This window comes from Acidovorax lacteus, from assembly GCF_039540375.1.
Taxonomy (GTDB): Bacteria; Pseudomonadota; Gammaproteobacteria; order Burkholderiales; family Burkholderiaceae_C; genus Acidovorax_G; species Acidovorax_G lacteus.
The window spans coordinates 342,612-368,394 of record NZ_BAABEX010000029.1; the positions used below are offsets into that span (position 1 = coordinate 342,612).

Annotated in this window: 22 protein-coding genes and 1 pseudogene; 7 read left to right on the forward strand and 16 right to left on the reverse strand. The window is 68.5% G+C overall.

Going from position 1 to position 25,783, the window contains the following annotated elements; genetic code table 11:
• Window positions 1–17 precede the first annotated feature (17 nt).
• The gene (locus tag ABD866_RS14405) at window positions 18–326 is read left to right on the forward strand and encodes a DUF2818 family protein (RefSeq protein WP_345066577.1); all 309 of its coding nucleotides are present in this window, start codon (window positions 18–20) and stop codon (window positions 324–326) included.
• 81 nt (window positions 327–407) lie between these two features.
• On the forward strand, window positions 408–869 hold the full coding sequence (locus ABD866_RS14410) for a DUF1178 family protein (RefSeq protein WP_345066580.1): 462 nt from the start codon (window positions 408–410) through the stop codon (window positions 867–869).
• A 102-nt stretch (window positions 870–971) separates the two neighbouring features.
• On the opposite strand, the gene ABD866_RS14415 is transcribed toward ABD866_RS14410, so the two are convergent.
• The 3 genes from ABD866_RS14415 to ABD866_RS14425 all read right to left on the reverse strand — a co-directional run bounded on the left by ABD866_RS14415 (window position 972) and on the right by ABD866_RS14425 (window position 5,583).
• A complete protein-coding gene (locus tag ABD866_RS14415; protein ID WP_345066583.1) occupies window positions 972–2,792 on the reverse strand; it encodes an ABC transporter transmembrane domain-containing protein in 1,821 nt (606 codons plus the stop codon).
• A 530-nt stretch (window positions 2,793–3,322) separates the two neighbouring features.
• Entirely contained in the window at window positions 3,323–4,510 is a 1,188-nt protein-coding gene (locus tag ABD866_RS14420) for a lipocalin-like domain-containing protein (RefSeq protein WP_345066586.1), read from the reverse strand.
• 17 nt (window positions 4,511–4,527) lie between these two features.
• Window positions 4,528–5,583: a PLP-dependent cysteine synthase family protein gene (locus ABD866_RS14425; RefSeq protein WP_345066589.1), complete on the reverse strand. Its 1,056-nt coding sequence runs from the start codon at window positions 5,581–5,583 to the stop codon at window positions 4,528–4,530.
• Between the two features lie 478 nt (window positions 5,584–6,061).
• On the opposite strand from ABD866_RS14425, the gene ABD866_RS14430 reads away from it, so the two are divergent.
• Window positions 6,062–6,490 (forward strand): hypothetical protein, encoded by a 429-nt coding sequence (locus ABD866_RS14430; RefSeq protein WP_345066592.1) that lies wholly within the window; start codon window positions 6,062–6,064, stop codon window positions 6,488–6,490.
• Window positions 6,491–6,528: 38 nt separating this feature from the next.
• On the opposite strand, the pseudogene ABD866_RS14435 reads toward ABD866_RS14430, so the two are convergent.
• Window positions 6,529–6,765: pseudogene (locus tag ABD866_RS14435) on the reverse strand (hypothetical protein); the annotation flags it as partial.
• Window positions 6,766–6,880: 115 nt separating this feature from the next.
• On the opposite strand from ABD866_RS14435, the gene ABD866_RS14440 reads away from it, so the two are divergent.
• Window positions 6,881–7,786, forward strand: a complete 906-nt coding sequence (locus tag ABD866_RS14440) for a CPBP family intramembrane glutamic endopeptidase (RefSeq protein WP_345066597.1) — start codon at window positions 6,881–6,883, stop codon at window positions 7,784–7,786.
• Between the two features lie 83 nt (window positions 7,787–7,869).
• Here the strand turns inward: ABD866_RS14440 and ABD866_RS14445 are convergent, their stop codons facing one another.
• On the reverse strand, window positions 7,870–10,500 hold the full coding sequence (locus tag ABD866_RS14445; RefSeq protein WP_345066600.1) for an FtsX-like permease family protein: 2,631 nt from the start codon (window positions 10,498–10,500) through the stop codon (window positions 7,870–7,872).
• Window positions 10,501–10,687: 187 nt separating this feature from the next.
• On the opposite strand from ABD866_RS14445, the gene ABD866_RS14450 reads away from it, so the two are divergent.
• Window positions 10,688–11,116, forward strand: coding sequence for an Hsp20/alpha crystallin family protein (locus ABD866_RS14450; RefSeq protein WP_345066602.1), 429 nt, complete (start codon window positions 10,688–10,690; stop codon window positions 11,114–11,116).
• A 28-nt stretch (window positions 11,117–11,144) separates the two neighbouring features.
• Here ABD866_RS14450 and ABD866_RS14455 read toward each other — a convergent pair whose 3' ends face one another.
• From ABD866_RS14455 to gdhA, 6 genes are all read right to left on the reverse strand, one after another.
• Window positions 11,145–11,828, reverse strand: coding sequence for an ABC transporter ATP-binding protein (locus ABD866_RS14455; RefSeq protein WP_345066604.1), 684 nt, complete (start codon window positions 11,826–11,828; stop codon window positions 11,145–11,147).
• Window positions 11,825–12,820, reverse strand: coding sequence for a tRNA (adenosine(37)-N6)-dimethylallyltransferase MiaA (gene miaA, locus ABD866_RS14460; RefSeq protein WP_345066607.1), 996 nt, complete (start codon window positions 12,818–12,820; stop codon window positions 11,825–11,827). The genes ABD866_RS14455 and miaA overlap by 4 nt, the downstream gene beginning before the upstream one ends.
• The gene (locus ABD866_RS14465; protein WP_345066610.1) at window positions 12,807–14,048 is read right to left on the reverse strand and encodes a multidrug effflux MFS transporter; all 1,242 of its coding nucleotides are present in this window, start codon (window positions 14,046–14,048) and stop codon (window positions 12,807–12,809) included. The genes miaA and ABD866_RS14465 overlap by 14 nt, the downstream gene beginning before the upstream one ends.
• Window positions 14,049–14,135: 87 nt before the next feature.
• Complete coding sequence (locus tag ABD866_RS14470; protein WP_345066613.1) at window positions 14,136–14,990, reverse strand: alpha/beta hydrolase; 855 nt, start codon at window positions 14,988–14,990, stop codon at window positions 14,136–14,138.
• A 98-nt stretch (window positions 14,991–15,088) separates the two neighbouring features.
• The gene (locus ABD866_RS14475; protein ID WP_345066616.1) at window positions 15,089–16,222 is read right to left on the reverse strand and encodes a PilT/PilU family type 4a pilus ATPase; all 1,134 of its coding nucleotides are present in this window, start codon (window positions 16,220–16,222) and stop codon (window positions 15,089–15,091) included.
• A gap of 124 nt (window positions 16,223–16,346) precedes the next feature.
• Window positions 16,347–17,690: an NADP-specific glutamate dehydrogenase gene (gene gdhA / locus ABD866_RS14480; protein ID WP_345066619.1), complete on the reverse strand. Its 1,344-nt coding sequence runs from the start codon at window positions 17,688–17,690 to the stop codon at window positions 16,347–16,349.
• 307 nt (window positions 17,691–17,997) lie between these two features.
• On the opposite strand from gdhA, the gene ABD866_RS14485 reads away from it, so the two are divergent.
• The gene (locus ABD866_RS14485) at window positions 17,998–19,167 is read left to right on the forward strand and encodes a glycerophosphodiester phosphodiesterase (protein ID WP_345066622.1); all 1,170 of its coding nucleotides are present in this window, start codon (window positions 17,998–18,000) and stop codon (window positions 19,165–19,167) included.
• Between the two features lie 89 nt (window positions 19,168–19,256).
• Here ABD866_RS14485 and ABD866_RS14490 read toward each other — a convergent pair whose 3' ends face one another.
• Both ABD866_RS14490 and mutL read right to left on the reverse strand, forming a co-directional pair.
• On the reverse strand, window positions 19,257–20,309 hold the full coding sequence (locus ABD866_RS14490) for a phosphotransferase enzyme family protein (protein WP_345066625.1): 1,053 nt from the start codon (window positions 20,307–20,309) through the stop codon (window positions 19,257–19,259).
• Window positions 20,310–20,375: 66 nt separating this feature from the next.
• Window positions 20,376–22,385 carry a DNA mismatch repair endonuclease MutL gene (mutL, locus tag ABD866_RS14495; RefSeq protein WP_345066870.1) on the reverse strand — a complete coding sequence of 670 codons (2,010 nt, stop codon included), beginning with the start codon at window positions 22,383–22,385 and terminating at the stop codon, window positions 20,376–20,378.
• Between the two features lie 214 nt (window positions 22,386–22,599).
• Between mutL and ABD866_RS14500 the strand changes: the two genes are divergently transcribed.
• Window positions 22,600–23,256, forward strand: a complete 657-nt coding sequence (locus ABD866_RS14500) for a DedA family protein (RefSeq protein ID WP_345066628.1) — start codon at window positions 22,600–22,602, stop codon at window positions 23,254–23,256.
• Window positions 23,257–23,516: 260 nt separating this feature from the next.
• Here the strand turns inward: ABD866_RS14500 and ABD866_RS14505 are convergent, their stop codons facing one another.
• The 3 genes from ABD866_RS14505 to ABD866_RS14515 all read right to left on the reverse strand — a co-directional run bounded on the left by ABD866_RS14505 (window position 23,517) and on the right by ABD866_RS14515 (window position 25,750).
• Window positions 23,517–24,353: a M90 family metallopeptidase gene (locus ABD866_RS14505; protein WP_345066631.1), complete on the reverse strand. Its 837-nt coding sequence runs from the start codon at window positions 24,351–24,353 to the stop codon at window positions 23,517–23,519.
• Window positions 24,354–24,358: 5 nt separating this feature from the next.
• Window positions 24,359–25,141 (reverse strand): UDP-2,3-diacylglucosamine diphosphatase, encoded by a 783-nt coding sequence (locus ABD866_RS14510; protein WP_345066633.1) that lies wholly within the window; start codon window positions 25,139–25,141, stop codon window positions 24,359–24,361.
• A 102-nt stretch (window positions 25,142–25,243) separates the two neighbouring features.
• Window positions 25,244–25,750, reverse strand: coding sequence for a peptidylprolyl isomerase (locus tag ABD866_RS14515; protein ID WP_345066636.1), 507 nt, complete (start codon window positions 25,748–25,750; stop codon window positions 25,244–25,246).
• Window positions 25,751–25,783: the final 33 nt, after the last annotated feature.

Consider the following 25,783-nt stretch of genomic DNA (forward strand, 5'->3'; position numbering starts at 1 on the left):
CCGTAGGTCGATCTGCCATGTCACAGACGGGTGCCATCTGGCTTGTGATCGTCTGCGCTTTGCTCGCAGCGAATCTGCCGTTCATCAACCAGCGGGTACTGGCCTTCGGCCCTGCCGTGTCGCCCCGCAAGGCCTTGTGGGTGCATCTGCTGGAGCTGATGTTCTGGTACGGTGTGGTGGGGGCTCTGGGCTATTTGCTGGAGCGCCGTGCGGGCCAGAACGCTCCCCAGGGGTGGGAGTTTTACGTGGTGACGGCCTCGCTGTTCCTCACGCTGGCCTTTCCGGGCTTCGTCTATCGCTACCTGGCCAAGCGGACGTCTGCCTGAGCCGCGTGCTGGCCGCACCGCCACCGGGCGGCAGCACAGGCCTGACGGACCGCAGGCACCAGGACCTGCCGAGGCATTGCCATGAAAGTGCTTGATCTTCAGTGCGCAGCGCAACACCTGTTTGAAGGCTGGTTCGGTTCCGAAGACGACTTCCAGAACCAGCTGCAAGGTCAGCAGCTGCAATGCCCGGTATGCGGCAGCGCCGACATCCGCAAACGCCTGAGCGCTCCGCGCCTGAACCTTGGCCCACGCGAACCCCAGGCGGCCCAGCCGCCAGCACATCATCCCCAAGAGGGTGCCGATCCTGAGGCGCTGCGCCGCGCCCAGGCGGCCTGGTTGCGCTGGTCTCGCAAAGTGGCCGCCGAGGCCGAGGACGTGGGCGACCGCTTCGCAGAAGAGGCCCGCAGCATCCACCAGGGCGAATCGGCCGAGCGCCTGATCCGGGGGCAGGCTTCGCCCGAGCAGGCCGTGGCCCTGCTTGAAGAAGGCATTCCGGTGCTTCCCTTGTGGACCCCGGCCTCTGCCAACAAGACCCTGCAATGACCGCGTGGCGCTGACCGGGCGGCCCCGGCGTGGGTTGCACTCCCGTGGAACGGGCTGTGTCGGCCGGGCGCAGCGCGCCCTGGCAGTGGCGGTCGGCAGGGCTCAGCGGTCCGGTGCCCGGTGCTCCGACGCCCCCAGGTTTTGCAAGGATGCGAGCCGTGCATAGAGCCCCCCCTGTGCCAGCAGCTCGGCATGGCGGCCTTGCTCCACGATGCGGCCCTGGTCCATCACCACGATGCGGTCTGCGCGCTGCACGGTGGCCAGGCGGTGTGCAATGACCAGCGTTGTGCGCTGTCCCTGTCCGCTCAGGGCGGCGTCCAGCGCCGCCTGCACCATGCGCTCGCTTTCGGCGTCGAGCGCGCTGGTGGCTTCGTCCAGCAGCAGGAGGGGAGCATCTTTGAGCAGCGCGCGGGCAATCGCCAGGCGCTGGCGCTGGCCGCCTGACAAGCGCACCCCGTGCTCGCCAAGCGGGCTGTCGTAGCCCTGGGGCAGCGCCAGCAGAAAGTCGTGCGCCCAGGCGGCTTCTGCCGCGCGTTCCACTTCGGCGGTGGTGGCCTGTGGTCGGCCGTAGCGGATGTTGTCGCGGGCAGTGGTCGAGAACACCACGGCGTCTTGCGGCACCGTGGCGATGTGCTCGCGCAGGCTCTGCAAGGTCCAGTGCTGCACGGGACGCCCCTGCACCAGAATCTGGCCACTGTCGCCCGGGCCCAGCTCGTAAAAGCGCATCAGCAACTGGAACAGCGTGCTCTTGCCCGCGCCGCTTGGCCCGACCAGGGCGACGGTTTCACCCGCGCGGATGTCCAGGCTCACCGATCGCAGCGCGGGCTGGCCCGGCCGTGACGGGTAGTGGAAGCTCAGATCCTCGAAACGTACGGCCAGCCCTTGCGGGCTGGCGGGCAGGGGCTGCGCACCGGCGGCGTCCACAATCGACGGCGGGGTGTGCAGCAGCTCCATCAGCCGCTCGGTGGCACCGGCCGCGCGCAGCACGTCGCCATACACCTCGGCCAGCACGGCCACGGATGCGGCCACCAGCATGACGTACACCACCGTCTGCCCCAGTTCGCCCGCGCTCATGTCGCCGGCAATCACCGCGCTGGCCCCGCGGAACAGCCCCCACAGCAAAAACGCGGCGTTGGCCACGATCACGAAGGCCACCATGGCAGCGCGCACCGCAGAGCGGCGCGTGGCGGTGCGAAACGCATGCTCGGTGGCCGCTGCAAACCGTGCACTCTCGCGCGGCTCGGCGGTGTGGCCCTGCACGGTGGCCACATGGTTGAGCACCTCGGCCGCAACGGCGCTGGCGTCCGCCACGCGGTCCTGGCTGTCGCGCGACAGGCGCCGCACGCGCCGCCCGATCCACACACTGGGCAGCACGATGCCGGCAATCGCCACCGCCACCGTGAGCATGAGGTACGGCTGCGTCCACACCAGCATGGCCAGGGCTCCAACGCCCATCACCAGATTGCGCAAGCCCATCGAGAGCGACGAGCCCAGTACTGTCTGCACGAGCGTGGTGTCGTTCGTCAGGCGCGACAACACCTCGCCCGTGGCCGTGTGCTCGAAGAATGCGGGGCTCTGCCGCAGCACGTGGCCATACACAGCGTTGCGCACGTCGGCGGTGATGCGCTCGCCCAGCCAGCTCATCAAGTGAAAGCGCAGCGCCGAGAACACCCCCAGCGCCGTTGCCACGCCAAACAGCCCGAGAAACGGCCCGTGCAGATGCGCAGGGTCTTGGCCCGCACGCGCCAGCCCCTGGTCGATGAGCACGCGCAGCGCCCACGGAAAGCTCAGCGTGGCCGCGGCAGCCAGCAGCAAGAAGAGCAGGGCCAGGGCGATTTGCGGGCGGTACGGTCGCAGAAAGGGCCGCAACCCGGAGAGTGCGACTGGCCGGGCGGTGCGGCCGTCTGAGGGGGCGAGGGGCATGCATGGAGTGTAGGGCGATGCTTGGGGCCGTGCCTCGGGCTGGGCAGCGCCTCTGCCGACACTTCTGGGTTCGGCCCACGGGTCGGCACTCACTGGGCGGTTGTGCCAGGCTGCGCGCGGGCGTCGGGGCCGCAGCCCCTATGCACAGGCCGGTGCGGTGTTGGCGGGTGCGCTGGGCCGACGGCGGGCAGGCGAGCGACCCGGTGCGGTGCCACGTCATCCGCTCGCCTCCGATGTTTCAGTATGCTATTAAATTGATAGCTGCTCGTGCTTGGTTTTTAAGCACGAGCGGCTTAAAACGCCTCCAGTCGATGGTGGGGAGGCCGAAGGGCGTTGCGGGCCTTGCGCACTTCCTCTGCGGCTCGGGCCCAAGACGCTTGTGGGGCGCCAAGCGGCCGCACACCGCGCTGAGCTTGGCGCTGCTGCCTGGCGCTGCAAGAGGGTGCGACGCGCGCTGCAAGCTCGTGTGTGGGGGCGGCTGGAGCGGACGCAGCGGCCGTGCGCCAGGCCCACCGTGCGCTGCGCCCGGCTTACAGCCGCAGCGCCCGTGCGTAGCCCGTCATCTCCAGGTAGCCCTGGCCCACGGCGCTGCCGCCCTCGTCGTGCAGGGTCGAGAGACCCTCCCAGTAAATGGCGCCGGTCGATGCGGTGCTGTCCAGCTCCTGCGCGTCGAGCAGGCTGCGCACCTCCCAGCGGCCTGCGGGCGTGTGCACGCGCCAGGCCACAGGGTAGCGTGCGCCGCTGTGCGGGCTGGTCCAGTGGCGCAGCGGCTCAAAGCGCACCTCGGGTGCCGCAAAAATGCGCAGCGCCCCGGCTGCGCTGCGCCACGATCCCCCGGCCCACAGCGCCGAGCCATCGGCCCGCCGCAGCCGGAACGCCGTGAGCGCGCTGCCGTCCTGCAGGTTCATGCCAATCCAGTCCCAGCCCACGGCTTCGGGGTGGAGCAGGGCTTCGCTCCACTCATGGTCCATCCACGCGCGGCAGGGGCCCGCGGCGGGGTCGATGTCGAAGCGTTGGCCCTGCACTGCCAAGCTGCCGCGCACGGCCAGCTGCGGCTGGCTGTAGTAGTAGCTGGCCTGCACCGCATCCGGCCCCTTGCGCGACAGGCCCTGCTGGCCCTGCAGCAGCAGCGGCTGGGTGCTGTCGCAAGTGAGCTGCAGGCCGAGCTGGCTGCCCTCCAGGTGGGCGGTGTAGCGGCTGCCGCGCGCGCCGCCGGGCAGGGCCAGGTCGGTGCGGCGCAGGGTCCAGTCTTGCAGGCGGATGTCGGTGTCGTGCTCAGCCGCCTCGGCAATCCCAAAGCCCGCGCGGGCGATGCGTTCGTCGTGCAGCAGGCGGCCGCCTTGCAGGTCGGTGAGGGCCGCATGGGCAAACAGCAGCTGTCGCGCGGCAAAGGCCGACTGCAGGCTCTGTGTGCCATCCACCCGCGAGCGGAAGAACGTGACCTGAAACCCCCAGCGCCGCCCGCCGGCCGACCACGCCTGGCCCGTGATGTACCACCACTCGGTGCGCAGCCCCGGGTGGCTGCCATGGTCGCGCGGAAACTGCAGCGCCCGCGCGGGCAGGGCCTGTGCTGCGCCCGGCCAGGCCGCAGGCAGGGCGGCCGCCCAGAGTCCGGCCTGGGCCAGCCACTGGCGGCGGCGCAGGCCCGGGCCAGGCTGGGCGGGCGAGGGCGGTTGGGCTGAAGGTGTTGCGCTCAAGGCGTTGACAGGGCCGGGCATGGCCCGAGCCTACGCCATCAGGCCAGGGCTTGCAGCAACTGGGCTTCAGCCGCGCTGCAGTCGCCCATGCAGCGGGCCACCCAGTCGGGGTCGTGGTAGGTGGGCAGGTAGCGCTCACCCGCGTCGCACAGCAGCGACAGGATGGAGCCCTGCTCGCCGCGCGTGCGCATCTCGTGCGCCAGGGCCACCATGGCCACAAAGTTGGTGCCAGTGGACGGGCCCACGCGCCGCCCCAGCAGGCGCGACAACACACGCATGGCCGCCACCGACTCCACATCGGGCACGCACACCATGCGGTCCACCAGCGTGCGCACAAAGCTCGGCTCCACCCGTGGGCGGCCAATGCCTTCGATGCGCGAGCCGGGCGCGGTCAGCTGCGCGTCGCCCGTGCGGTGGTATTCGGCAAACACCGACCCGGCCGGATCGGCCACGCACACCCCGGTGGCATGGCGCTGGTAGCGGATGTAGCGGCCAATGGTGGCGCTGGTGCCACCGGTGCCCGCACCCACCACGATCCAGCGCGGTACCGGGTGCCGCTCGCGCTGCATCTGCGTGAACATGCTTTCGGCAATGTTGTTGTTGCCGCGCCAGTCGGTGGCCCGCTCGGCGTAGGTGAACTGGTCCATGTAATGGCCGCCGGTCTGCTGCGCCACGGTGCGTGCGGCGTCGTACACCTCGGCCGCGCTGTCCACAAAATGGCAGCGCCCGCCATGGAATTCGATCAGCGCCACCTTCTCGGCCGAGGTGCTGCGCGGCATCACCGCCACAAACGGCAGGCCCAGCAGGCGCGCAAAGTAGGCCTCGCTCACCGCGGTGGAGCCGCTGGACGCCTCCACAATCGTTGAGCCCTCGCGCACCCAGCCATTGCACAGCGCATACAAGAACAGCGACCGCGCCAGCCGGTGCTTGAGACTGCCCGTGGGGTGGGTCGATTCGTCTTTGAGGTACAGGTCAATGCCCTGCGCCGCAAAGCCCGGCAGGCGCAGCGGAATCAGGTGCGTGTCGGCGCTGCGCTGGTAGTCGGCCTCGATGCGGGCAATGGCTTCGTGGAGCCAGGGGGAGGGGGTGGTCATGGGGGGATTGTCGGCCAGGCCGGCCCGTGGGCGAGGGGGCTTGGGGCGGGCATCAAGCAACGTGATGTGGGATTAGCTAGGCGAGCAGGCCGTGCGGTACCTGCGACTGGTTGTGACTCGGGGCTGTTCTTTGGCCTCTTCTGCACCGCGGGCAATTACGTCCCCTAAAGGGCGCGAAAAGTCGCCTTCCACGGGAGTGGAAATGGCGATCAGTTCGGTACGTGGCAACTGGCTGCGAAGCGAGTGCATGAGCGCTCTGGAGTGTGCGAGGCCGAACGGTGTACTCAATCGGCAGTAGAAACGCAACCTGCAAGACATAACACGCGCCACTCCCAGCTTTGTGCGCGAGCGATTGCATCGTATCTTATTGTGCGTCGCATACTTCAAGATGCTATTCTGTCCAAATCCTTTTGTCTTTAATTGGATTGGCTGCGGTTCGATTCAAAGGTTGTTTTTGAAATGAATCTGGAGGGGTGAAATGGATTTTGTTGGTAAATATGAGGATTCAATTAAGGCTGCTGCGCTGGGAGATTTTTCTCGTCTTAATGATTTCATCGATCGTCTTCATGAAATTCCCCGCGATGGGGAGGGTTATGATCGGCTTCTCTCTTGCATAATTGAGAGTCACGATGGCGCGTCTTGCTCATTGAAAGTAACCATCTTGTCCGTGCTTTTTAAGCTGGATGGAAGAGTTGCCAGTGATATGGCTAGAAGGAATTTGGCCGAGGCATACAGAGATTTTCGCAATCATGGAAGCTACCTTCACCAAATCTTATTCACTATCAATCGTTTCGATGGTTTGAATTTGTCGACATCTTCAATTGAATATGACAGGAATATGCGTATCGCCTATGCCTTGGTCAATGGTTTGAATGTGGATGAGTTTTTGGCGAGCCTCCGGTGTTGAATACGTCCATGGCGTTGATGTGAATTGCCTCGCACCCCTCACCAATCCTCCTCCACCGCCAGCACCGCATCCCGCCCCGCCGCCGCGCGCCCTGCCAGCCAGGTCGTGACGGTACCTGCCAGCACCACTGCGGCGGCCAGCGCCAGCAGGCGCAGGGTGGGCAGGGCCAAGTCCATGGTCCAGCGAAGGCTTTGCGGGTTGACCACATGCACCAGCACCACCGACACGGCCAGGCCCTCGTCAGCCAACACTGCGTAAACCTGCCGGCTAGTGAGCAACGTAGGCAATCGCCACGCCGCCGGGGGCGGGTGATCTCGCCTGAACGACAATGCCGGCAAGCCCAAGCGTGCGGTACCGCTCAGGGGCCGTGCCGTTGTGAGGGAGCTTGCCATGTGGACCCCATCTGAAAGTGCTCGCGCGCCTGACGCGCCTGTGGTGATTCGCTTTTTGCGGTTGCCGCCGGTACGGATGGTGTTGCTGGGATTCATCCTCGTGGTGTTGATGACCCTCAACACCGATGTGATGTCTGTTTACGCGGAACGCCCTGGCAAAGCGGTGCTGCACGTTGCAGCACTGGCGATTGCGGGCGTGGCGGTTTATGTGGCGTATGCCCGTTTGATCGAGCAGCGCGCCGTGTCTGAGCTTGCCCTGGCGCGGATGGGGCGTGAACTGGGGCTGGGCCTGCTGCTGGGGGCAGGCCTGTACGCGGCTTGCGAGTTCATCCTGATGGCGCTGGGCATCTATCGCATCACAGGCTTGAACCCGCTGCACTACATGGTGCCTGCCATCGCCATGGCGCTAAGCTCCAGCGTGTACGAGGAATTGCTCTTCCGCGGCGTGGTGTTCGGCGCTCTCGAGCAGTGGCTGGGAAGTTGGGCAGCGCTTGTGATGTCGTCGCTCTTGTTCGGCCTGAGCCACCTGCTCAATCCACAAGGAACGCTGGAGGGCGCGCTGTTCATCGCGTTGGAGGCAGGGCTTCTGCTGGCCGCTGCGTACATGCTGACGCGTCGGCTGTGGTTGAGCGTGGGCTTTCACATGGCCTGGAACTACACCCAGTCGGCCATCTTTTCGGGGATTGTTTCGGGCAATGAGGCGCAGCAGGGGTGGATCCGATCGACCACCCATGGCCCGGACTGGCTGACCGGCGGTAGCTTCGGCGTGGAGTCGTCGGTGGTGGCATTGCTGCTGTGTACGACCGCAGGCCTCGTGCTGTTGCGCATGGCTGTTCGGCGGGGGCAGGTGGTGGCGCCGATCTGGCGGCGTACGGCCAAGGTCTCAGGCACCGCCCAGCGCTGAATCGGAGCGGTGACCGGGGTGCGCCTTGGGCGGCACCGTCTCGGGGCCGTCTGCAGGGTGGGAGGCGGCCTCTGCCCATCCCCTCACCAGTCCTCCTTCACCGCGAGCACCGCCTCCCGCCCCGCCGCCGCGCGCCCGGCCAGCCAGGCCGTGACGGTACCTGCCAGCACCACTGCAGCGGCCAGCGCCAGCAGGCGCAGGGTGGGCAGGGCCAAGTCCATGGTCCAGTGAAAGCTTTGCGGGTTGACCACGTGCACCAGCACCACCGACACGGCCAGGCCCAGGCCAGTGCCGGCCAGGGCCCCAAGGGCCGTCCAGGCCAGGCCTTCGCCGGCGACCACGGCCAGGATCTGTCGGCGCGTGAGGCCCAGGTGGGCGAGCAGGCCAAACTCCTTGCGGCGGGCCAGCACCTGGGCGCTGAAGCTGGCGGCCACGCCGAACAGGCCGATCGCGATGGCCACGGCCTGCAGCCAGTAGGTCACGGCGAAGCTGCGGTCAAAGATCTGCAGCGAACGTTCGCGGATGGCCGTGGCCGATGCAAATTCAATCAGCGGGCCGGGCGGCGCGGCGCCGCCGCTGGCCTGGGCCAGGCTGCGGGCCTCGGCCTCGATGGCGTCGCGCAGCGCGGCCAGGTCGGCCCCGTCGCGCGGCCACAGGGCCAGGTCGCTGATGCGGCTGTCGCCCGTCAGGCGCAGGTGGTCGGCGCGGTCCAGCGCCACGGCACCGGCCTGGCGGGCGTAGTCACGCCACACGCCTGCTATAAAAAAGTGAGCTGGTTGTGCTTGATTTTGCTGGGCTTCAGGCCCAAAAGCCTTTGAAAGCGCGGGCCAGTCCTGTCCGGGCCGCACGCCATACAAGTCCACCACCGCTTCGCTGACGTACACCGCAATGCGGCCCGGTGGCACCGGCAGCGGGTTGCCCACCAGCGGCAGCAGGCGCGCCGCGTCACCCCCCGATGCGGCACCGAAGGGGCGCGACAGCAGCGTGAGCGGTGGGCGCGCGGCGTCGAGCTGCACGCTGCTGGCGCGCAGCGGGTGCACGCGCTCCACCTCGGGCAGGCGGGCCACGGCGTCGGCCAGGGCGGCGGGCAGCAGGGCGGCGTCGCCCCCGCCGCCTGCGGCCAGGGCCGAGCGCGCGTACAGCGGCGAAGGCAGCACCACGTCCAGCCACTGCGTGACCGATCCGCGAAAGCTGGTGACCATGACCGTCAGCGCCACCGCTAGGCTCAGGCTGGCCACCACGCCGCCCACAGCCACGGCGGCCGTGCCGTGCATGCGGCGCGCGCGTTCCACCGCCAGCATGGCCAGCGGGTGGCGGGACAGGTGCGGTGCCACGCCCTGCAGCGCGGCCTGGATGAGCACCGGCAGCAGCGCGATGCCGCCCACCAGCAGCAGCCCAATGGCCACGTATGCGCCCAGCGCCATGCCTGCCACCGGCGGGCTGGCCGTGAGCACCAGGCCCATCACCAGCAAGCACGCGCCGCCCCAGCGCAGGCCGCCGCCCGCCTGCACCACGCCCAGGCCCTTGAGCGTAGCCGCGGGGGCCAAGCGCTGGGCTGCGCGCGCGGGCCACCAGCCGCCGACCAGCGCAGCGCCCAGGCCCAGCAGACCGTACAGCGCGGCGGCGGCGGGGGCCCAGCGCAGCGGGGGCTCGACGCCCGCAAAGTAGCCGCCGCCCAGGTCGCCGCCCAGCAGGCGCAGGGCCGCCAGCGCCAGGCCCGTGCCCAGTGCCAGCCCTGCGGCGCTGCCGGCCAGCCCCAGCGCTGCCGATTCGGCCAGCACCAGGCCCAGGCGCTGGCGCGGCGTGGCCCCTAGCACGGCCAGCAGCGCCAGTTGCGGCGCGCGTTGCGTGACCCCCAGCGACAGCACCGAAAACACCAGGTACGCGCCCGTAAACAGCGCCACCAGCGCCAGCACCGTGAGGTTGACCCGGTACGCGCGCGACAGGTTGCTGATGCGCTGCCCGGCATCGCCCGGCTCGGCCAGCACGGCCTGCGCGGGCCAGCCGGGAAGGGCCTGCAGCGCGACGCGCGCGGCAACCCGGTCGGTGCCGGGCCGCAGTTGCAGGTCGATGCGGCTGAGCTGGCCCGCGCGGTCCCAGGCGTGTTGCAGCGCGCCCAGGTCCATCACGGCCAGGGGCGCGCCCGGGGCTTGCACCCGGCCTTCGACCTGCACGCTGCTGCGCCCGAGCCCGCTGGCCAGCACCAGGGGCGTGGCGGTGTCGGCGTCGGCGGGCAGGCCCAGCGCCTGCTGCGCAGCCGGGTTGAGGAACACCGCCCCGGGCGCGAGGATGGCCAGCCGGTCGCCGCCGCTGCGCACGCGCGGGGCCAGGCCCGGGGCCAGCGCACCCACCTGCAGCGCGTCCACGCCCAGCAGGCGCATCGGCACGCCGGGCTTGCCCGTGTCGCTGGGGGCGGGAGGGGCGGCCACCACGGCCAGCTCCAGCACGGGGCTGGCGCGGGCCACGAGCGGGTGCGTGGCCAACGTTGCGTACAAGGCCTCAGGCAACGTACCCTGGCTGGCGCGCACTTCCAAATCGGGCTCGCCATTGACGGTGCGCACGGCCTGCGAGAACTCTTCCAGCGCTGAGGCGTTGATCAGGTGCACGGCAAAGGCCAGCGCCACGCCCAGCATGACCGACACCACGGCCGCCAGGCTGCGCCACGGGTGGTGGCACAGCGTATGCCATGAAAAGGTACGGAGCAGGCCCCACATGGGTGGCATTGTGGCCCCGCCAGGCCCCGCGGTGCGGGCCGCGGGTTTTTGATGCGCATCAAACGGCTGCCACGCACCTCTTGAAGCGGGTGGGGGCGGTTCGTATCTTCCACCGCAGAGGGCGGCGCAACGGTGGCGCGGCCCCGCGAAACCCCATTCACCACCCCCTGACGGAAGGAGCAAGACCATGAATTCCCTCGTGAGCCGCGGCAGTCTGTTCGACGACTTCTTCAAGGACCTGGCCCCCGGTTTTTATGTGCGGCCGCTGCACGGCGACCCGCTGCCAAGCCCCGCGCAGATCAAGATCGACGTGAAGGAAAACGACAGCGGCTATGTGGTGCATGCCGAGGTACCGGGCGTTGCCAAGGAAGACCTGCACGTATCGCTGGACGGCAACGTGGTGAGCCTGCGCGCCGAGGTGCGCCAGCACGACCAGAAGACCGAAGGCGACAAGGTGCTGCGCGCCGAGCGCTACTACGGGGCGGTGGCGCGCAGCTTTCAGCTGCCCACCGACATTGACGCCACGCAGGCCCGCGCCAAGGTGGACAACGGCGTGCTCACGCTCACGCTCCCCAAAAAGCTGGTGAGCAGCGCGCAGCGCCTGCACATCGAGTAAGGCGGGGCGCAGCCAGCGCCCACCCGCATCAGCCCACCGCCGGCGGGGCCAGCGCCATGCCGCTGGCTGTGAGCCGCAGCACCCGGTCGGCGCGCGCGGCCGCGGCTTCGGAGTGCGTGACCAGCACCAGCGCAGAGCCCGCGGCTCGGGTCTGCTCCACCAGCACGTCCATCACCCGCGCGGCGGTGGCCGGGTCGAGGTTGCCCGTGGGCTCGTCGGCCAGCAGCAGCCCCGGGCGGTGCACCAGGGCGCGTGCAATGGCCACGCGCTGCAACTGGCCGCCGCTCAACTCGCGCGGCAGCCGGGCCTCCAGTCCCTGCAGGCCTACGGCGCCCAGCATGGCCTGCACGCGGTCTGGGTCGGGCCGGCCCAGCAGCATCAGCGGCAGGGCCACGTTCTGCGCCACGTCCAGGTGCGGCAGCACATGAAAGGCCTGGAACACAAAGCCCACCTGCGCACGCCGCCACAGGGCGCGCGCGGTTTCATCCAGCGTGGCCAGGTCGGTGCCCGCGTGCACGATGCGGCCGTCGCTCCAGGTATCCAGCCCCGCCAGACAGTTGAGCAGGGTGGATTTGCCCACCCCCGATTCACCCACGATGGCCACGAACTCGCCGCGTGCCACGGCAAAGTCCACGCCCTCGAACACGCGGCTGTCGCCATAGCGTCTGGCCAGGCCCTGCACCTGCAGCAAGGGGGCGGCGGGCGTGCTCATGCGGGGGCGGTGCCGCGCAGGCGGTCGAGTACGGTGGCCACCAGCGTGGCCACGGCCTGGGGCTGGTCGGCCGCCACCACATGGCGTGCGGGCATACTGCGCAGCCAGGTCACCTGACGCTTGGCCAGTTGGCGGGTGGCGGCAATGCCGCGTTCGCGCAGCTCGGCGCGCGAACATTGGCCGTCCAGGTATTCCCAGCTCTGCCGGTAACCCACGCAGCGCATCGACGGCAGGTCGGGGTGCAGGTCGCCGCGCGCGCGCAGGGCGCTGACTTCGTCGAGCAGGCCGTGGGCCAGCATGGCATCAAAGCGCTGCGCAATGCGCGCGTGCAGCCAGGCGCGGTCGGTGGGTTCGAGCGAGAACAACGGGATGTCGGGCTGGCCGGCGGTGCTTCCCTCAGCGCCCTGCGTGGCCTGGCGTTCGCTGCGCTGGTGAAAGCTCGACAGCGGGCGGCCCGACACTTGCCACACCTCCAGCGCGCGCTGGATGCGCTGGCTGTCGCCCGGGGCCAGGCGCGCGGCCGTGGCCGGGTCCACGCGGGCCAGCTCGGCGTGCAGTGCGGGCCAGCCTTCCACAGCGGCGCGGGCGTCCAGCGCGGCGCGCACAGCCGGGTCGGCTGCGGGCATGTCGTCGATGCCCTCGAACAGCGCCTTGAAGTACAGCATGGTGCCGCCCACCAGCAGCGGCAGTGCGCCACGCGCGCGGATGGCAGTGATCAGCGCCTCGGTGTCGTGCACGAACTCGGCGGCGCTGTAGGCCTGCAGCGGGTCGCGGATGTCGATCAGGTGGTGCGGCACGGCCGCGCGTTCTTCGGGCGTGGGCTTGGCGGTGCCCACGTCCATGCCGCGGTACACCAGGGCCGAGTCGACGCTGATGATCTCCACCGGCACCTGCCGGCCGATGACCGCGGCCAGCGCCAGCGCTCCGGCGGTCTTGCCAGACGCGGTAGGCCCGGCCAGGGCCAGCGCACGGATGCGGTCAAGCACGGGCATCGGGCTCTCCGTAGCGGCGCACCAGCGTCCAGGCCACCAGGGCCAGCGCGACCGACCAGAACAGGATGCCCTGCACCAATGGCCATACCGTGCCGTTCAGGTGCGTGCCCACCCAGCCGCCGATGGCGAAGGCCACGAGCATCATCACAAAGCCATTGAGTGCCGACGCCACACCAGCCGCCTGCGGAAACGGCCCCACCGACCCGGTCTGCCCGCAGGGCTGGTGGATACCGTGCGCCACCATGAACAAATAGAACGGCGCAAGCAGCGCCACCGGGTGCCGCACGCCGAGCGCCGCGACGGCGGCCAGCCCCAGGCCGCCGGCCAGGCTCAGGCCCCCGGCCAGCGCCACGCTGCGCCGCAGCCCGTGGCGGGCCAGCAGCCGCCGGCACAAAAAGGTGCCGCCAAAGTAGGCCAGCGCGGTAGACAGCAGCACCCAGCCGTACTGCGTGCGGGCCAGGCCCAGCACTTCAATGAACACAAACGACGACGCGGCGAGAAACGTGAACAGCCCGCCGTAGCTGCAGGTGGTGAGGAGGCAGAACGCCCAGAACGTGGGATTGCGCAACACCAGCACCCAGGTGCGCGCCAGCGTGGCCGGCTGCAGTGCGCGCGGGTTGGGGGTGTGCAGGGTTTCGGGCATGCGCAGCGCCACCAGTGCCAGCGTGCCAGCGGCATACACGGTGAGGGCCAGCAGCGCAGCGCGCCAGCCCAGCGTTTGCGACAGCAGCCCACCGAGCGGCGCGCACAGGCAGGCGATCAGTCCCAGGCCTGTGAGCGCCTTGGACATGGTGCGCGCACCGGCCAGTGGGTCGTACAGGTCGCGCACGATGGCGCGCGCGCACATCACCACCGCTCCCATGGCCGCGCCCTGCGCGGTACGCCAGGCTACCAGCAGCTCCATGGAGGGCGCGAACGCGCTGCCCAGCGAGGCCAGCGTGTAGATGGCCAGCCCCCACAGCAGCACGGGGCGACGGCCAAACCGATCGGACAGCGGCCCCCACACGAGCTGCGACGCACCAAAGGCCAGCAGCAGCGCGCTGAGCGTGAGCTGACCGGCCGTGACGGGCGCGCCCAGGTCGCGCGTGAGCGAGGGCAGGGCGGGCAGGTACAGGTCGGTGGTGACTGGCTGGATGCTCAGCAGCAGGGCGAGCACCGTGATGGCCAGACCTTGCGAAACCGCCACGCGCGGCAGCGCAGGCGACACGGTGGCAGAAGGGGCAGACATAAGCGGACGAGCGTACCAGATGGGGACCCGGATCAGGGGGCGCGGGTCTCCAGGCAGGCCGCCCAGGGCGGGTGTGCTGCTTGCGCGTCAGCGCAGGCCAAACAGTTCGCCCAAAGCGCTGCGGTAGGCCCCCTGGCCCAGCGCGTTGGTGTTGTGGTGCGCGCCGCCTTCCACCAGCACGAAGCGCTTGGGCTCCTGCGCGGCCTCGTACAGGCGGCGGCCCAGTTCGGGTGCGATCACGCGGTCGTCCGAGCCATGTACCACCAGCAGCGGAGAGCCGATCTCCGCCACCTTGCGCACCGATTCAAAGCGCTGCGTGATCAGCGGCGACACCGGCAGCCAGCCCCAGCGGTAGGTGCGCACCACGTCCGGAATGCTGGTGAACGTGCCCTCGACCAGCGTGCCGCGCTCGTCCTGGACCTGGCGGGCCAGCTCGATGGCGATGGCGCCGCCCAGCGAGTGCCCGAAGATGTAGCGCGGCCGGTCGGGGTAGCGCTGGGCCAGCCAGTCCCAAGCGGCGCTAGCGTCGGCCGCGGCCGATTGTTCGGACGGCAGGCCCGGGCTGCTTTGTCCGAAACCGCGGTAGTCGATGGCCAGCACCGAAAAGCCCAGCGCCTGCATGCGGCGAATGCGATTGGCTGAGCCCGCCACGTTCCAGCGTGCGCCGTGCAGGTACAGCAGCACGGGGGCCTGGGCTTCGTCCTGCGCAGCGGGCAGCCACAGGCCGTGCAACTGCTCGGGGGGCGATGCGGCTGCCGCTGTGCTGGTGCTGCGGGGCAGGGGGATCCACACGTCGGTCATGCCCTCGGTGTGGGATTGGCCATTCCACGTGCGGTTGCTGGGCTGGAAGATCCACTCGCGCTGCTTGGCGTCGAGCGTGGCGCAGCCGCCCACGGTAGCAGCGGCCAGGGCAATGGCAAGGATCGGGAAGATGCGTCGCATGGCGGCTGGCAGTGTGGCACGCGGGGGCCTGCCCTTGCACGCGGCAGCGGCCATGCACCCGCGCCACCATCGGAATTGCAGCGCCCTGTGCGCAGCGCTCAGAAGTGCTGCGACGGCATGTGGGAGGGAGACGTCGGTTCGATCGACAGCTCGCCCGTTTCGCCCGGCTTGACGCCGGCTGCCAGGCGGATGCGCAGCGCCAGATCGGTGCGCGAGTCGGCGTTGTGCAGCGCCTCTTCGAGCGAGATCTTGCCAGCCTGAAACAGCTGATAGAGCGCCTGGTCGAAGGTGCACATGCCCTGTTCGGTGCTGTGGCCCATCGCCTCCTTGATGGCCGAGAACTCGCCCTTGCCGATCAGCTCAGCGATGTAGGGCGAGTTGAGCATCACCTCCACCGCGGGCACGAGCTTTTCGTGCAGACCCGGGATGAGCCTCTGCGACACCACGCCGGCGAGGTTCAGGCTCAGGTCCACCAGCAGTTGGTGGTGCGCATCTTCTGGGAAGAAGTTGATCACGCGCTCCAGCGCCTGGTTGGCGTTGTTGGCGTGCAGCGTGGACAGGCACAGGTGGCCGGTTTCGGCGTACGCAATCGCCTGTTTCATGGTGTTGCGGTCGCGGATCTCGCCGATCATGATCACGTCGGGCGCTTCACGCAGCGCGTTTTTTAGCGCGTCTTCGTACGAATGCGTGTCGATCCCGACTTCGCGCTGATCGACCACCGAGCGCTTGTGCGCGTGCAGAAACTCCAGCGGGTCTTCAATCGTGAGGATGTGGCCCGTGGCGTTCTCGTTGCGAAAGTTGATCATCGACGCCAGCGTGGTCGATTTGCCTGAGCCCGTGGACCCCGTGACCAGCACCAGCCCGCGCTTGAGCATGACCAGCCGCTCCAGCACCTTGGGCAGGCCCAGCGCTTCGAGCGGCGGGATCTTGTTCTTGATGTAGCGGATCACCATGCCGGTCTCGCCGCGCTGCACGAACACGTTGACACGAAAACGCCCGAGGTTTTCCGCCGAGATGGAGAGGTTCATCTCCTGGCGCGCCTCGAACTCGCTGATCTGCCGCTCGTTCATGATCGAGTAGGCGAGCTGCTTGACCTGCCCGGGCAGCAGAGCCGGCATCTTCAGGGGGTGCGTGACGCCCTCGATCTTGACGTTGACCGGGGCCCCGACGCTGAAGAACAGGTCGGACCCTGCCTTTTCCACCATCAGGTTGAGGAAGCTGAAGATTTCCATCGACATGGTCCAGAAGTGGCACCCCTCGGGCACCGCCAGATCAGGATAGCAGCGCACGCGGCCACGGCAAGCGCAAAACAGCGCGTAAGCCCCCGGTCGGGGCCGTATGCAGCCGTGGGCCGTGTCAGACGACGCCCTGGGCCAGCATGGCGTCGGCCACCTTCACGAAGCCTGCCACGTTGGCACCGTCGATGTAGCTCACGCGGCCATCGGCGCGGCGGCCGTACTGCAGGCAGGCCGCATGGATGCCGCGCATGATCTGCAGCAGGCGCGCGTCCACCTCCTCGCGCGGCCATGCCAGGCGCAGCGCGTTCTGGCTCATCTCCAAACCGGAGGTGGCCACGCCGCCGGCATTGCTGGCCTTGCCTGGCGCATAGAGCACGCCCGCAGCCTCGAAAGCCTTGGCGGCTTCGATGGTCGAGGGCATGTTGGCTCCCTCGGCCACGCAGACCACGCCATTGGCGATCAGCGTGCGGGCGTCGTGCTCGTCGAGTTCGTTCTGTGTGGCGCAGGGCAGGGCCACGTCCACCGGCACATGCCAGGGCCGCTTGCCAGGCTCGAACTTCGCGCCGGTGCGTGCGGCATAGTCGCTCACGCGGCCGTACTGCTGGTTCTTCACCTCCATCAGCACCGCCAGCTTTTCGGGTGTGAAGCCCTGTTCGTCCACCACGGTGCCGCTGCTGTCAGACACGGTGACGACTTTGGCACCCAACTGCATGGCCTTCTCGACCGCGTATTGCGCCACGTTGCCCGAGCCCGACACCGACACGCGCATGCCTTCGAACGACTTGCCCCGGGTTTTGAGCATCTCGTCGGCAAAGTACACGGTGCCATAGCCTGTGGCCTCGGGGCGGATCAGCGAGCCGCCGAACGACAGGCCCTTGCCGGTGAACACGCAGTCGGCCCGGTTGCTGAGCTTCTTGACCATGCCAGCCATGTAGCCCACCTCGCGCCCACCCACGCCAATGTCGCCCGCGGGCACGTCGGTGTCGGCACCCACATGGCGGAACAATTCGCTCGCAAAGGCCTGGCAAAAGCGCATGACCTCGGCTGGGCTCTTGCCCTTGGGGTCGAAGTCGCTGCCGCCTTTGCCGCCGCCCATGGGCAGGGTGGTCAGTGCGTTCTTGAAGGTCTGCTCGAACGCCAGGAACTTGAGCACCGACAGGTTGACCGACGGATGGAAGCGGATGCCGCCCTTGTATGGGCCGATGGCCATGTTGTGCTGGATGCGGTAGCCACGGTGCACCTGTACCTGACCGTGGTCGTCCATCCATGACACGCGGAACATCACCACACGCTCGGGCTCGACCAAGCGCTCCAGCAGGCCATGCTCTGCATAGCGCGGGTGCTGCGCAATGAACGGCCAAAGGCTTTCCATCACCTCGGTGACGGCTTGCAGGAACTCGGGCTGGCCAGGGTTGCGCAGGGCGACGTGATCCAAAAACTGGTGAACAGATGCGTGTTGCATACCGGTGAGGCTTTCTCAGTGAAGCGGCAGGACACCTGCTCCGCCAGCGCGACAGCAGGCGAAAACAAAGCGTACTTATGTCTATAGCACATGAGATTATGTGACCTGCTGTGCACCAAGTTGGCGATTTGATGCCGGTTTGCATTGAATTGGTGTGCTTATGTCTCTTTGTTGTGCATCATGGGGCGGTTCTGGTGCGCCGAGAGGGGCGTAGAGGCCGGAGCGCCGTGCGTCAGCGTCACAACGCTGTCACGCGAGACCGTCACATTTCCATGGTTGTTCTGCCATACGCAGTGAGGAGAAACGCATGCACAAGTACAAGTTTTCGCTGGCCACGGTGACCGTGGCTGCAGCGCTGGCCCTGACGGCTTGCGGCGGCAGCGATGGCCCCCGCTACCCCACGCTCAACGGCGACACGCCGCTGGTCATCGGTCACCGGGGTGCGAGCGGTTACCTGCCCGAGCACACGCTGGAGGCCTACCGCCGCGCCATCGAAATGGGTGCCGACTTCATCGAACCGGATCTGGTGGCCACCAAGGACGGCGTGCTGGTTGCGCGCCATGAGCCCAACATCACCAGTACCACCGACGTGGCCCAGCGGCCGGAGTTTGCGGCGCGCAAGACGAAAAAGGTGGTGGATGGCGTGACCGAAGAGGGCTGGTTCGCGTCCGACTTCACGCTGGCCGAGCTCAAGACGCTGCGCGCGGTGCAGCCCATGGCCGAACGCGACCAGTCGTTCAATGGCCGCTTCCAGGTGCCCACGCTGGAAGAAGTCATCGAACTGGCGCGCACCGAAGGGGCCAAAGTTGGCCGTACGGTGGGCGTGTACCCGGAAACCAAGCACCCGACTTACCACGCAGGCCTGGGGCTGGCGCTGGAAGACCGTCTGCTGGCTGTGCTGGCCAAGTACGGTTACACCAGCAAGTCGTCGCCGGTGATCGTGCAGTCGTTTGAGGTGGCCAACCTCAAGTACCTGCGCACCAAGACGCAGATCCGCCTGGTGCAACTGGTGGACGCCGACGACGTGAAGGCCGACGGCAGCATGTCGCTGGTGGCGCCGTACGACAAGCCCTACGACTTTGCCGTGGCGGGCGATCCGCGCACCTTTGCCAGCCTGCTCACCCCAGCGGGCCTGCGCGAAGTGAAGACCTATGCCGACGGCATTGGCCCCTGGAAGCCGTACCTGATTTCGTCCAAGCAGGTGGATGCCAACAACGACGGCAAGCCTGACGACCTGAACGGCGACGGCCGCATCGACGACCGCGACCGCGTGATGCTGCCCCCCACCGACGTGGTGAAGAACGCCCACGCTGCGGGCCTGTTCGTGCACGCCTACACCTTCCGCAACGAAGCCCGCCGCCTCGCGTCGGACTTCAAGGGCAGCCCGGCGGCCGAATACAAGCTGTTCTACGAGCTGGGTGTGGACGGCGTGTTCAGCGACTTCCCCGATACCGCCAAGGCTGCGCGCGACAACTGAAGCGCGAGGCAGGATCCATCAGAGAGGCCCGCGACTGCGGGCCTTTTGTGTTGGCGCGCCCGGCGAGCGCGGTGCGCCGCCGCGCGCGCTTAACGGGCGCTTGCCGCCGCTGCTACCGGTGCGCTCAGATCACCTTCCACATCGAGCGTCAGCCAGTGCTGCATCAGCGGCACCTGCTTGCGTAGCCAGTGCGCGGGCATGGCCTCTGTGCCCCACACGTCCACCCGGCCTGCGTACTCTGCCATGGTCCAAAACTGTCGCAGCACCAGGCTGGGCGCCATCGCTGCGATGTCGGCCGGCGCTAGCGGGGCCACACTGCGGTAGCCTGCGAGGTAGTGCCGCCAGCGCGCTTGCAGCGGTGCAGCCAGCGGCACATCGGTGCGCCGTGGCAGCAGGCTCCACAGCAGTACGCCCAGCTCGTAGGCCAGCAGCCCCGGTCCGGCGTCGTCGAAGTCGAAAAACGCCACTTCGCGTGCGCCCTGCAGCCCTGTGACCATGAAATGGTTGCTGCCGTGAAAGTCTCCATGGGCGTGCACGCGCCCCAGGCCTTCTGCAGAGCCCAGCCTCTCGCGCACCTGTGCTGCCACCTCCGACAGGCCGTGCCAGAGCGCATCGTCCATGACCGGCGTTTTGCGCAGTTGGGCCAGGGCTGTGTGGAGCATACAGCCGGGCTCCAGCGTGTAGCGGCTTGGCGGGCCGGTGTAGTCCTGCCCAGCAGTGTGCAAGGCGGCCAGCGCGCGGCCGCTGTGGGTCCAGTCAGACAGGTCGTCGCCGGGTGGTTCGCCGTCCAGGTGCTCAAACAGCATCAGTGGACGTGTGCCTTCTGGCAGGGTCACGTTGACGCTGCTGGTTTCTGCGGCGGTGGGAAGCGGGGCCGCCACCCGGATGCCGCGGCGCTGCAGATGCCCCAGCAGTGCGGCTTCGTAGTCCACATTGGCCGGGCCGCGCGGCCGTGCGGCGCTGAGCCGCGCAATCGCACGGCGGCCGTCCGCCCACTGCAGCCCATAGACATGGTTGAAGCCGCGCCGCATCAGCGTGCAGTGCTGCACTGGGCCCAGGGCCCAGTGCGCGTCCACCAGGCGTGCCATGGCACGGGCGGTGGGTGTGGTCTGGGCGATGGAGTCCGCGTCAAGCTGGATCATGGGCTGGGGCGGTAGGGGGCGGACATGTGGTCGCCCGGGGGGCTCGGCGTCGAAGCGGTACAGGCGTCAGCGACCGCGCAAGAACAGCGCGTCCAGCTCCTTCATGCTGAGCGGACGCCAGGTAGGGCGGCCATGGTTGCACTGGTCGGAGCGCTCGGTCACTTCCATCTGCCGCAGCAGCGCGTTCATCTCGTCGAGCGTGAGTCGGCGGTTGGCGCGCACTGCACCGTGGCAGGCCATGGTGGCCAGTATTTCATTGCGCGCGCGTTGCACCACGGTGCTGGCGTCGTGCGCGGCCAGGTCGGCCAGTACGCTGCGCGCCAGCTCCACCGGGTCGCCCTGCGCAAGCGTGGTGGGCACCGCGCGCACCGCGAGTGTTTTGGGCGAAAACGGCACCACCTCCAGGCCCAGGGTGGCCAGCACGTCGGGGTGGGCTTCGGCCGTGGCCACTTCGTGCGGTGTGGCGGCAAAGGTGGCCGGGATCAGCAACGGCTGGCTGGCCAGCCGCGCGCCCTGGTCGATCTGCGCCTTGAGGCGTTCGTACACGATGCGTTCGTGCGCGGCGTGCATGTCCACCACCACCAGGCCCTGCGTGTTTTCGGCCAGGATGTACACACCGTGCAACTGCGCAATGGCCCGGCCCAGCGGCCAGGTGGCGGCGGGTTCTGCAGTGGGCGCAGCAGGCTGCGGCGGGCGAGGCGCAGCGCTGATGGCGGAAGCCGCATCGGCGATGGCAGCAGTGCTGGTTGCAGCTTGCTCCCAGCCCAAGGCCGGTCGTTCGGTCACTTCGGGCGGAGGGGCGTCGGATTGCCCCTGCACGGTGGGCGTGTCCCGTGCCGCTGGGTGATTGGCCGGCGCGGGGCTGCCCCACAGGGCTTGCAGGTCGTACATGGCCTGCTGCCGGTCTGCCAGGCCCAGCGCGGTTTGCTGGCCGCGCCACTGCGGCGCGGCTAGGCGGGGCGCTGGACCTGGGGCCGGGTCGGTTGGCACCCGTGAGGGCTGTGTGGCGGCGGTGGCCGCCGCCGTGGCCAAGGCCGCCCGGGGTGCGGCCAGCGCGTCTTCGACCGCATGCCGTACCGCCTGGTGCACCTCGCGGCTGTCGCGAAAGCGCACCTCGATCTTGGTGGGGTGCACGTTCACGTCCACACGGGCGGGGTCGATCTCCACATACAGCGCATACACCGGCTGGCGCTGGCCGTGCAGCACGTCTTCATAGGCGCTGCGCGCGGCGTGCGTGAGCACCTTGTCGCGCACGAAGCGGCCGTTGACGTAGCAGTACTGGTGGTCGGGCCGCGAGCGGGCGGCGTCGGGCACGCCTGCGCGGCCCGTAATGGTCACGGGCCCCACGCGCCGCAGCACCGGCACCGACTGGGCCACGAAATCTTCGCCCAGCACGTCGGCCAGGCGGCGGGCCAGCGCATCGTCTGCGCTCAGCTCGGGCCCGGAGGGGCAGGCGCGCCACTGCTCGACCAGCTTGCCTTCGTGCCACACGGCAAAGCCTACATCGGGCCGCGCAAGCGCATGGCGGCGCACGGCTTCGACGCAGTGGGCCAGTTCGGTGGCGTCGGTCTTGAGGAATTTGCGCCGCGCGGGGGTGGAGAAAAACAGCTCTTTCACCTCGACCGTGGTCCCCTGGGCGCGTGCGGCCGGACGCAGCTCGCCGCTGCGGGCGTCGAGCAAAAAGGCGCTGGCCTGGCCGGCCGTGCGCGAGAGCAGGGCGGTTTCTGACACCGAGGCGATGGCGGCCAGCGCTTCGCCCCGAAAACCCATGGTGCACACGGTTTCCAGGTCGTGCAGGTCGCGGATCTTGCTGGTGGCGTGGCGGCGCAGCGCCACGGGCAGCTCGTCCTGCGGAATGCCACACCCGTCGTCTTCCACCGCAATCAGGCGCACGCCACCGGCCATCAGGCGCACCGTGATCTGCGTGGCCCCGGCATCGAGCGCGTTGTCCACCAGCTCGCGCACCACAGAGGCTGGGCGCTCGACGACTTCGCCCGCGGCGATCTGGCTGATCAACTCGTCGGGCAGGTCGCGGATGGGGCGGCGCTCGGTCCGGGCGGGGGCGAGCGAGGCCACGGGGGCCGCGGCTGCGGCGGCGAGGGAAGGCGTGTCGGCGGAGGATGTCACCGGGGGATTCTAGGGCGCGCCACGCAGGGGCCCCGGGCGCGGAGCACGCAGGCCAGGCAGGGGCTTGGCTGCCGCCCGTGCAGGCCCTGCGCATAATGCCCGCTGCTCTCAACTGCCGCCCCCTGCGGAGGCCGCCTTTGCGCAGGCCTGCCCGCCCGACGCCATGGAAATCGTCACGTTCTTCATCGACTTCATCCTCCACGTGGACCGCTACCTGGAGGCCTTTGTGCAGGCCTACGGCCCGTGGGTGTACGCGCTGCTGTTCCTGATCGTGTTTGTGGAGACGGGCGTGGTCGTCATGCCGTTTCTGCCGGGCGACTCGCTGCTGTTCATCGTCGGGGCGCTGTGCGGCGTGGGCCTGATGAGCTATCCGGTTGCGGTCACGCTGCTCATCGTGGCGGCCATTCTGGGCGACCAGTGCAACTACACCATCGGCCGCTATTTCGGGCCCAAGGTGTTCCAGTGGGAGAACTCGCGCTGGTTCAACCGCAAGGCCTTTGACCGCGCGCATGCGTTCTACGAGCGCTACGGCGGCATCACCATCGTGCTGGCGCGCTTCATGCCTTTCATCCGCACGTTTGCGCCCTTTGTGGCCGGTGTGGCCGAGATGGACCGCACAAAGTTCACGGCCTACAACGTGGGCGGAGCGCTGCTGTGGGTGCTGAGCCTGTGCACCGCGGGCTATTACTTTGGCAACCTGCCCTGGGTGCGCGAGCACCTGGACAAGATCATCTGGGCGCTGATCATCGTGCCGGGCCTGATCGCGATCTTCGGCGCCTGGAAGGCCGGGCGGCAAGAGAAGCTGGCGGCTCGGGGTTAAGAACGTTTGGGGCTGCTCGTGCTTGCCAATCAAGCACAAGCAGCTATCAAATTAGTAGCGCCTGTTGGTCGGATGGCGTGGCCGCGGGGCCGTGTGCAGCGCCTCGGAAGGCTTCAGTGCCCAGGCGGTTCAGCGCTGATGCAGACCGGGGCGTGGTGCAAAGGGCGCGGGCAGGGCTTGGGGCGTGGCCAGCCATCAGTTTGCTATTGAAATAACAGCTGCTCGTGCTTAATTGGCAAGCACAAGCAGCCCCAAACACCTCAAACGCTAGAGCTTGTCCCTGCTGGCCGGTACAGCGCATCCAGCGGTGCCATCAGGGTTGGAAACTCCAGCGCAAACCGCGCCCGGTTCACAAAATACGCCTCGCAGGCCACCGCAAAGAATTCGGCCGGAGCCGTCGCGCCGTACGCATCCAGCCAGGGCCATTCGGCACCGAAACGCTCGGCCTTGATCACGGCTTCGCGGAAAGACCCGTAGGCAGGCTCCCAGGCTGCCCACCAGCGCTCGTGGGCTTCGCGCACGCCGCGGGCGCCCAAAAAGCCCGCGGGCAGCGGGGGACAGCCGTTGGCATGGCCGCTGCGCATGTCCAGCTTGTGCACAAACTCGTGGATGACCACGTTCGTGCCCTGCTCGGCGTTCAGGCCCGCGCCTTCGACGTGGGGCCAGCTCAGCATCACCGGGCCGCGCTCCATGGCCTCGCCGGCCAGCACCTCGGTGTATTCATGCACCACCCCGGCTTCGTCCTGCGCCTTGCGCAGCGCCACGGCCTCGGCCGGGTGCACGACGATGGTCACAAAATCGTCGTACCAGCCCAGAGCCTGCGCTGGGTCGCCCCAGTGCAGCAGTGGCAGGCAGGCTTGCGCGGCGATGTCGATGGCCATGGCGTCGCTGACCTGCAGGCCGTGGGCGCCGTGGAATTCCTTGCGGTCCAGGAACAGCGCGGCCAGGGCGCGCAGCTTGGCCTGTTCGGGCAGCGACAGCGCTTGCAGAAAAGGGTGGCGCCGTACGGTGTCGAGCCAGCGGTCGGCCGGAATGTCGGGGACCGGGGCGATGGTGGTGCGCAGGCGGTTGCGCAGTCGGTTCCAGAAGGCGGGCATCGCCGTCAGGTGGGGGCGATGCGTTCGGGTTCCAAGCCCGGTGCGTTCAGGCGCAGCACATCGGCGCGCGGCGGCTGGGCGTCGAGTTCCCAGTCGCTGAGCACCCAGCGCTCCATGCCGTCGCCCAGCGCATGGCGGGCGGGGCGGTGGGTGTGGCCGTGCACCATCGTATGGGCCCGGGCGGCCTGCAGCCAGGCGCGGGCGGCAGGGGTATCCACGTCGGCATAGTGCACGGCGGCGCGCTTGCGGGCTTCACTTTGCTCGCGGATGCCGCGGGCCTGCGCACGCCGTACGGCCAGCGGCTGCGCCAGAAAGCGTGAGCGCCATGCCGCGCCGCGCGACTCGGCGCGAAAGCGCTGGTAGTCCAGGTCGTCCAGACACAGCGCGTCGCCGTGGCTCAGCAGGTAGCGCTGGCCCTGCCAGACGAGCACCGTGGGGTCGTGCAGCAGCGCAGCGCCACTGGCCGCGGCAAAGCCGGGGCCGATGAGGAAGTCGCGGTTGCCGTGCAGAAAGAACAGCGTGCGCCCGGCCTTGCTGGCGGCGCGCAGCGCGGTGCAGGCCATGGCCTCGAAGCCGCCGGACTCGGCCAGTACGTCGTCGCCCACCCACACCTCGAACAGGTCGCCCAGCATGAAGACTGCGTCGGCTGGGGTGGTGCGCAGGTATTGCTCAAAGCCCTGCCAGGTGGCGGGCTCGCTGGCCTGCAGGTGCAGGTCGGAAATGAAATCGACCGTGCGCCAGTGCAGCGGAGCCACAAGCTCTGCAAACGGGGGCACGGTCGGGGTCATGGGGAGCGGTGTGGCGCCGTGGGCCTCAGCGCCTGGGCGCTGACGCATGGCGGCCCCGGAGCCGGGCCGCGGCGCAGGCCGCACGCCCGCCCAGGGCCAGGATCACAGGGCGACAGCCTTTTCGATGATCACGTCGTCCTTGGGCACGTCGTCGTGGAAGCCCTTGCGGCCGGTCTTCACGCCCTTGATCGCATCGACGATTTCGGTGCCCTTGACCACCTTGCCGAAAACGGCGTAGCCCCAGCCTTGGGCCGAGGGGGCGGTGTGGTTCAGAAAGCCGTTGTCGGCCACGTTGATGAAGAACTGGGCCGTGGCCGAGTGCGGGTCGCTCGTACGGGCCATGGCGATCGTGTACTTGTCGTTCTTCAGGCCGTTGTTGGCTTCGTTCTGGATCGGCGCATCCGTGCCTTTTTGCTGCATGCCGGGCTCGAAGCCGCCGCCCTGGATCATGAAGCCGTTGATCACGCGGTGGAAGACGGTGTTGTTGTAGTGGCCCTTGTTCACGTACGAGAGAAAGTTCTCGACCGACTTCGGCGCTTTGGCGGCGTCGAGTTCGAGCGTGATGACGCCGTGGCCGGTGATGTGCAGTTCGACTTGGGGATTGCTCATGGAAACCTCTGGAATTCGGTGACAGGGAATGGA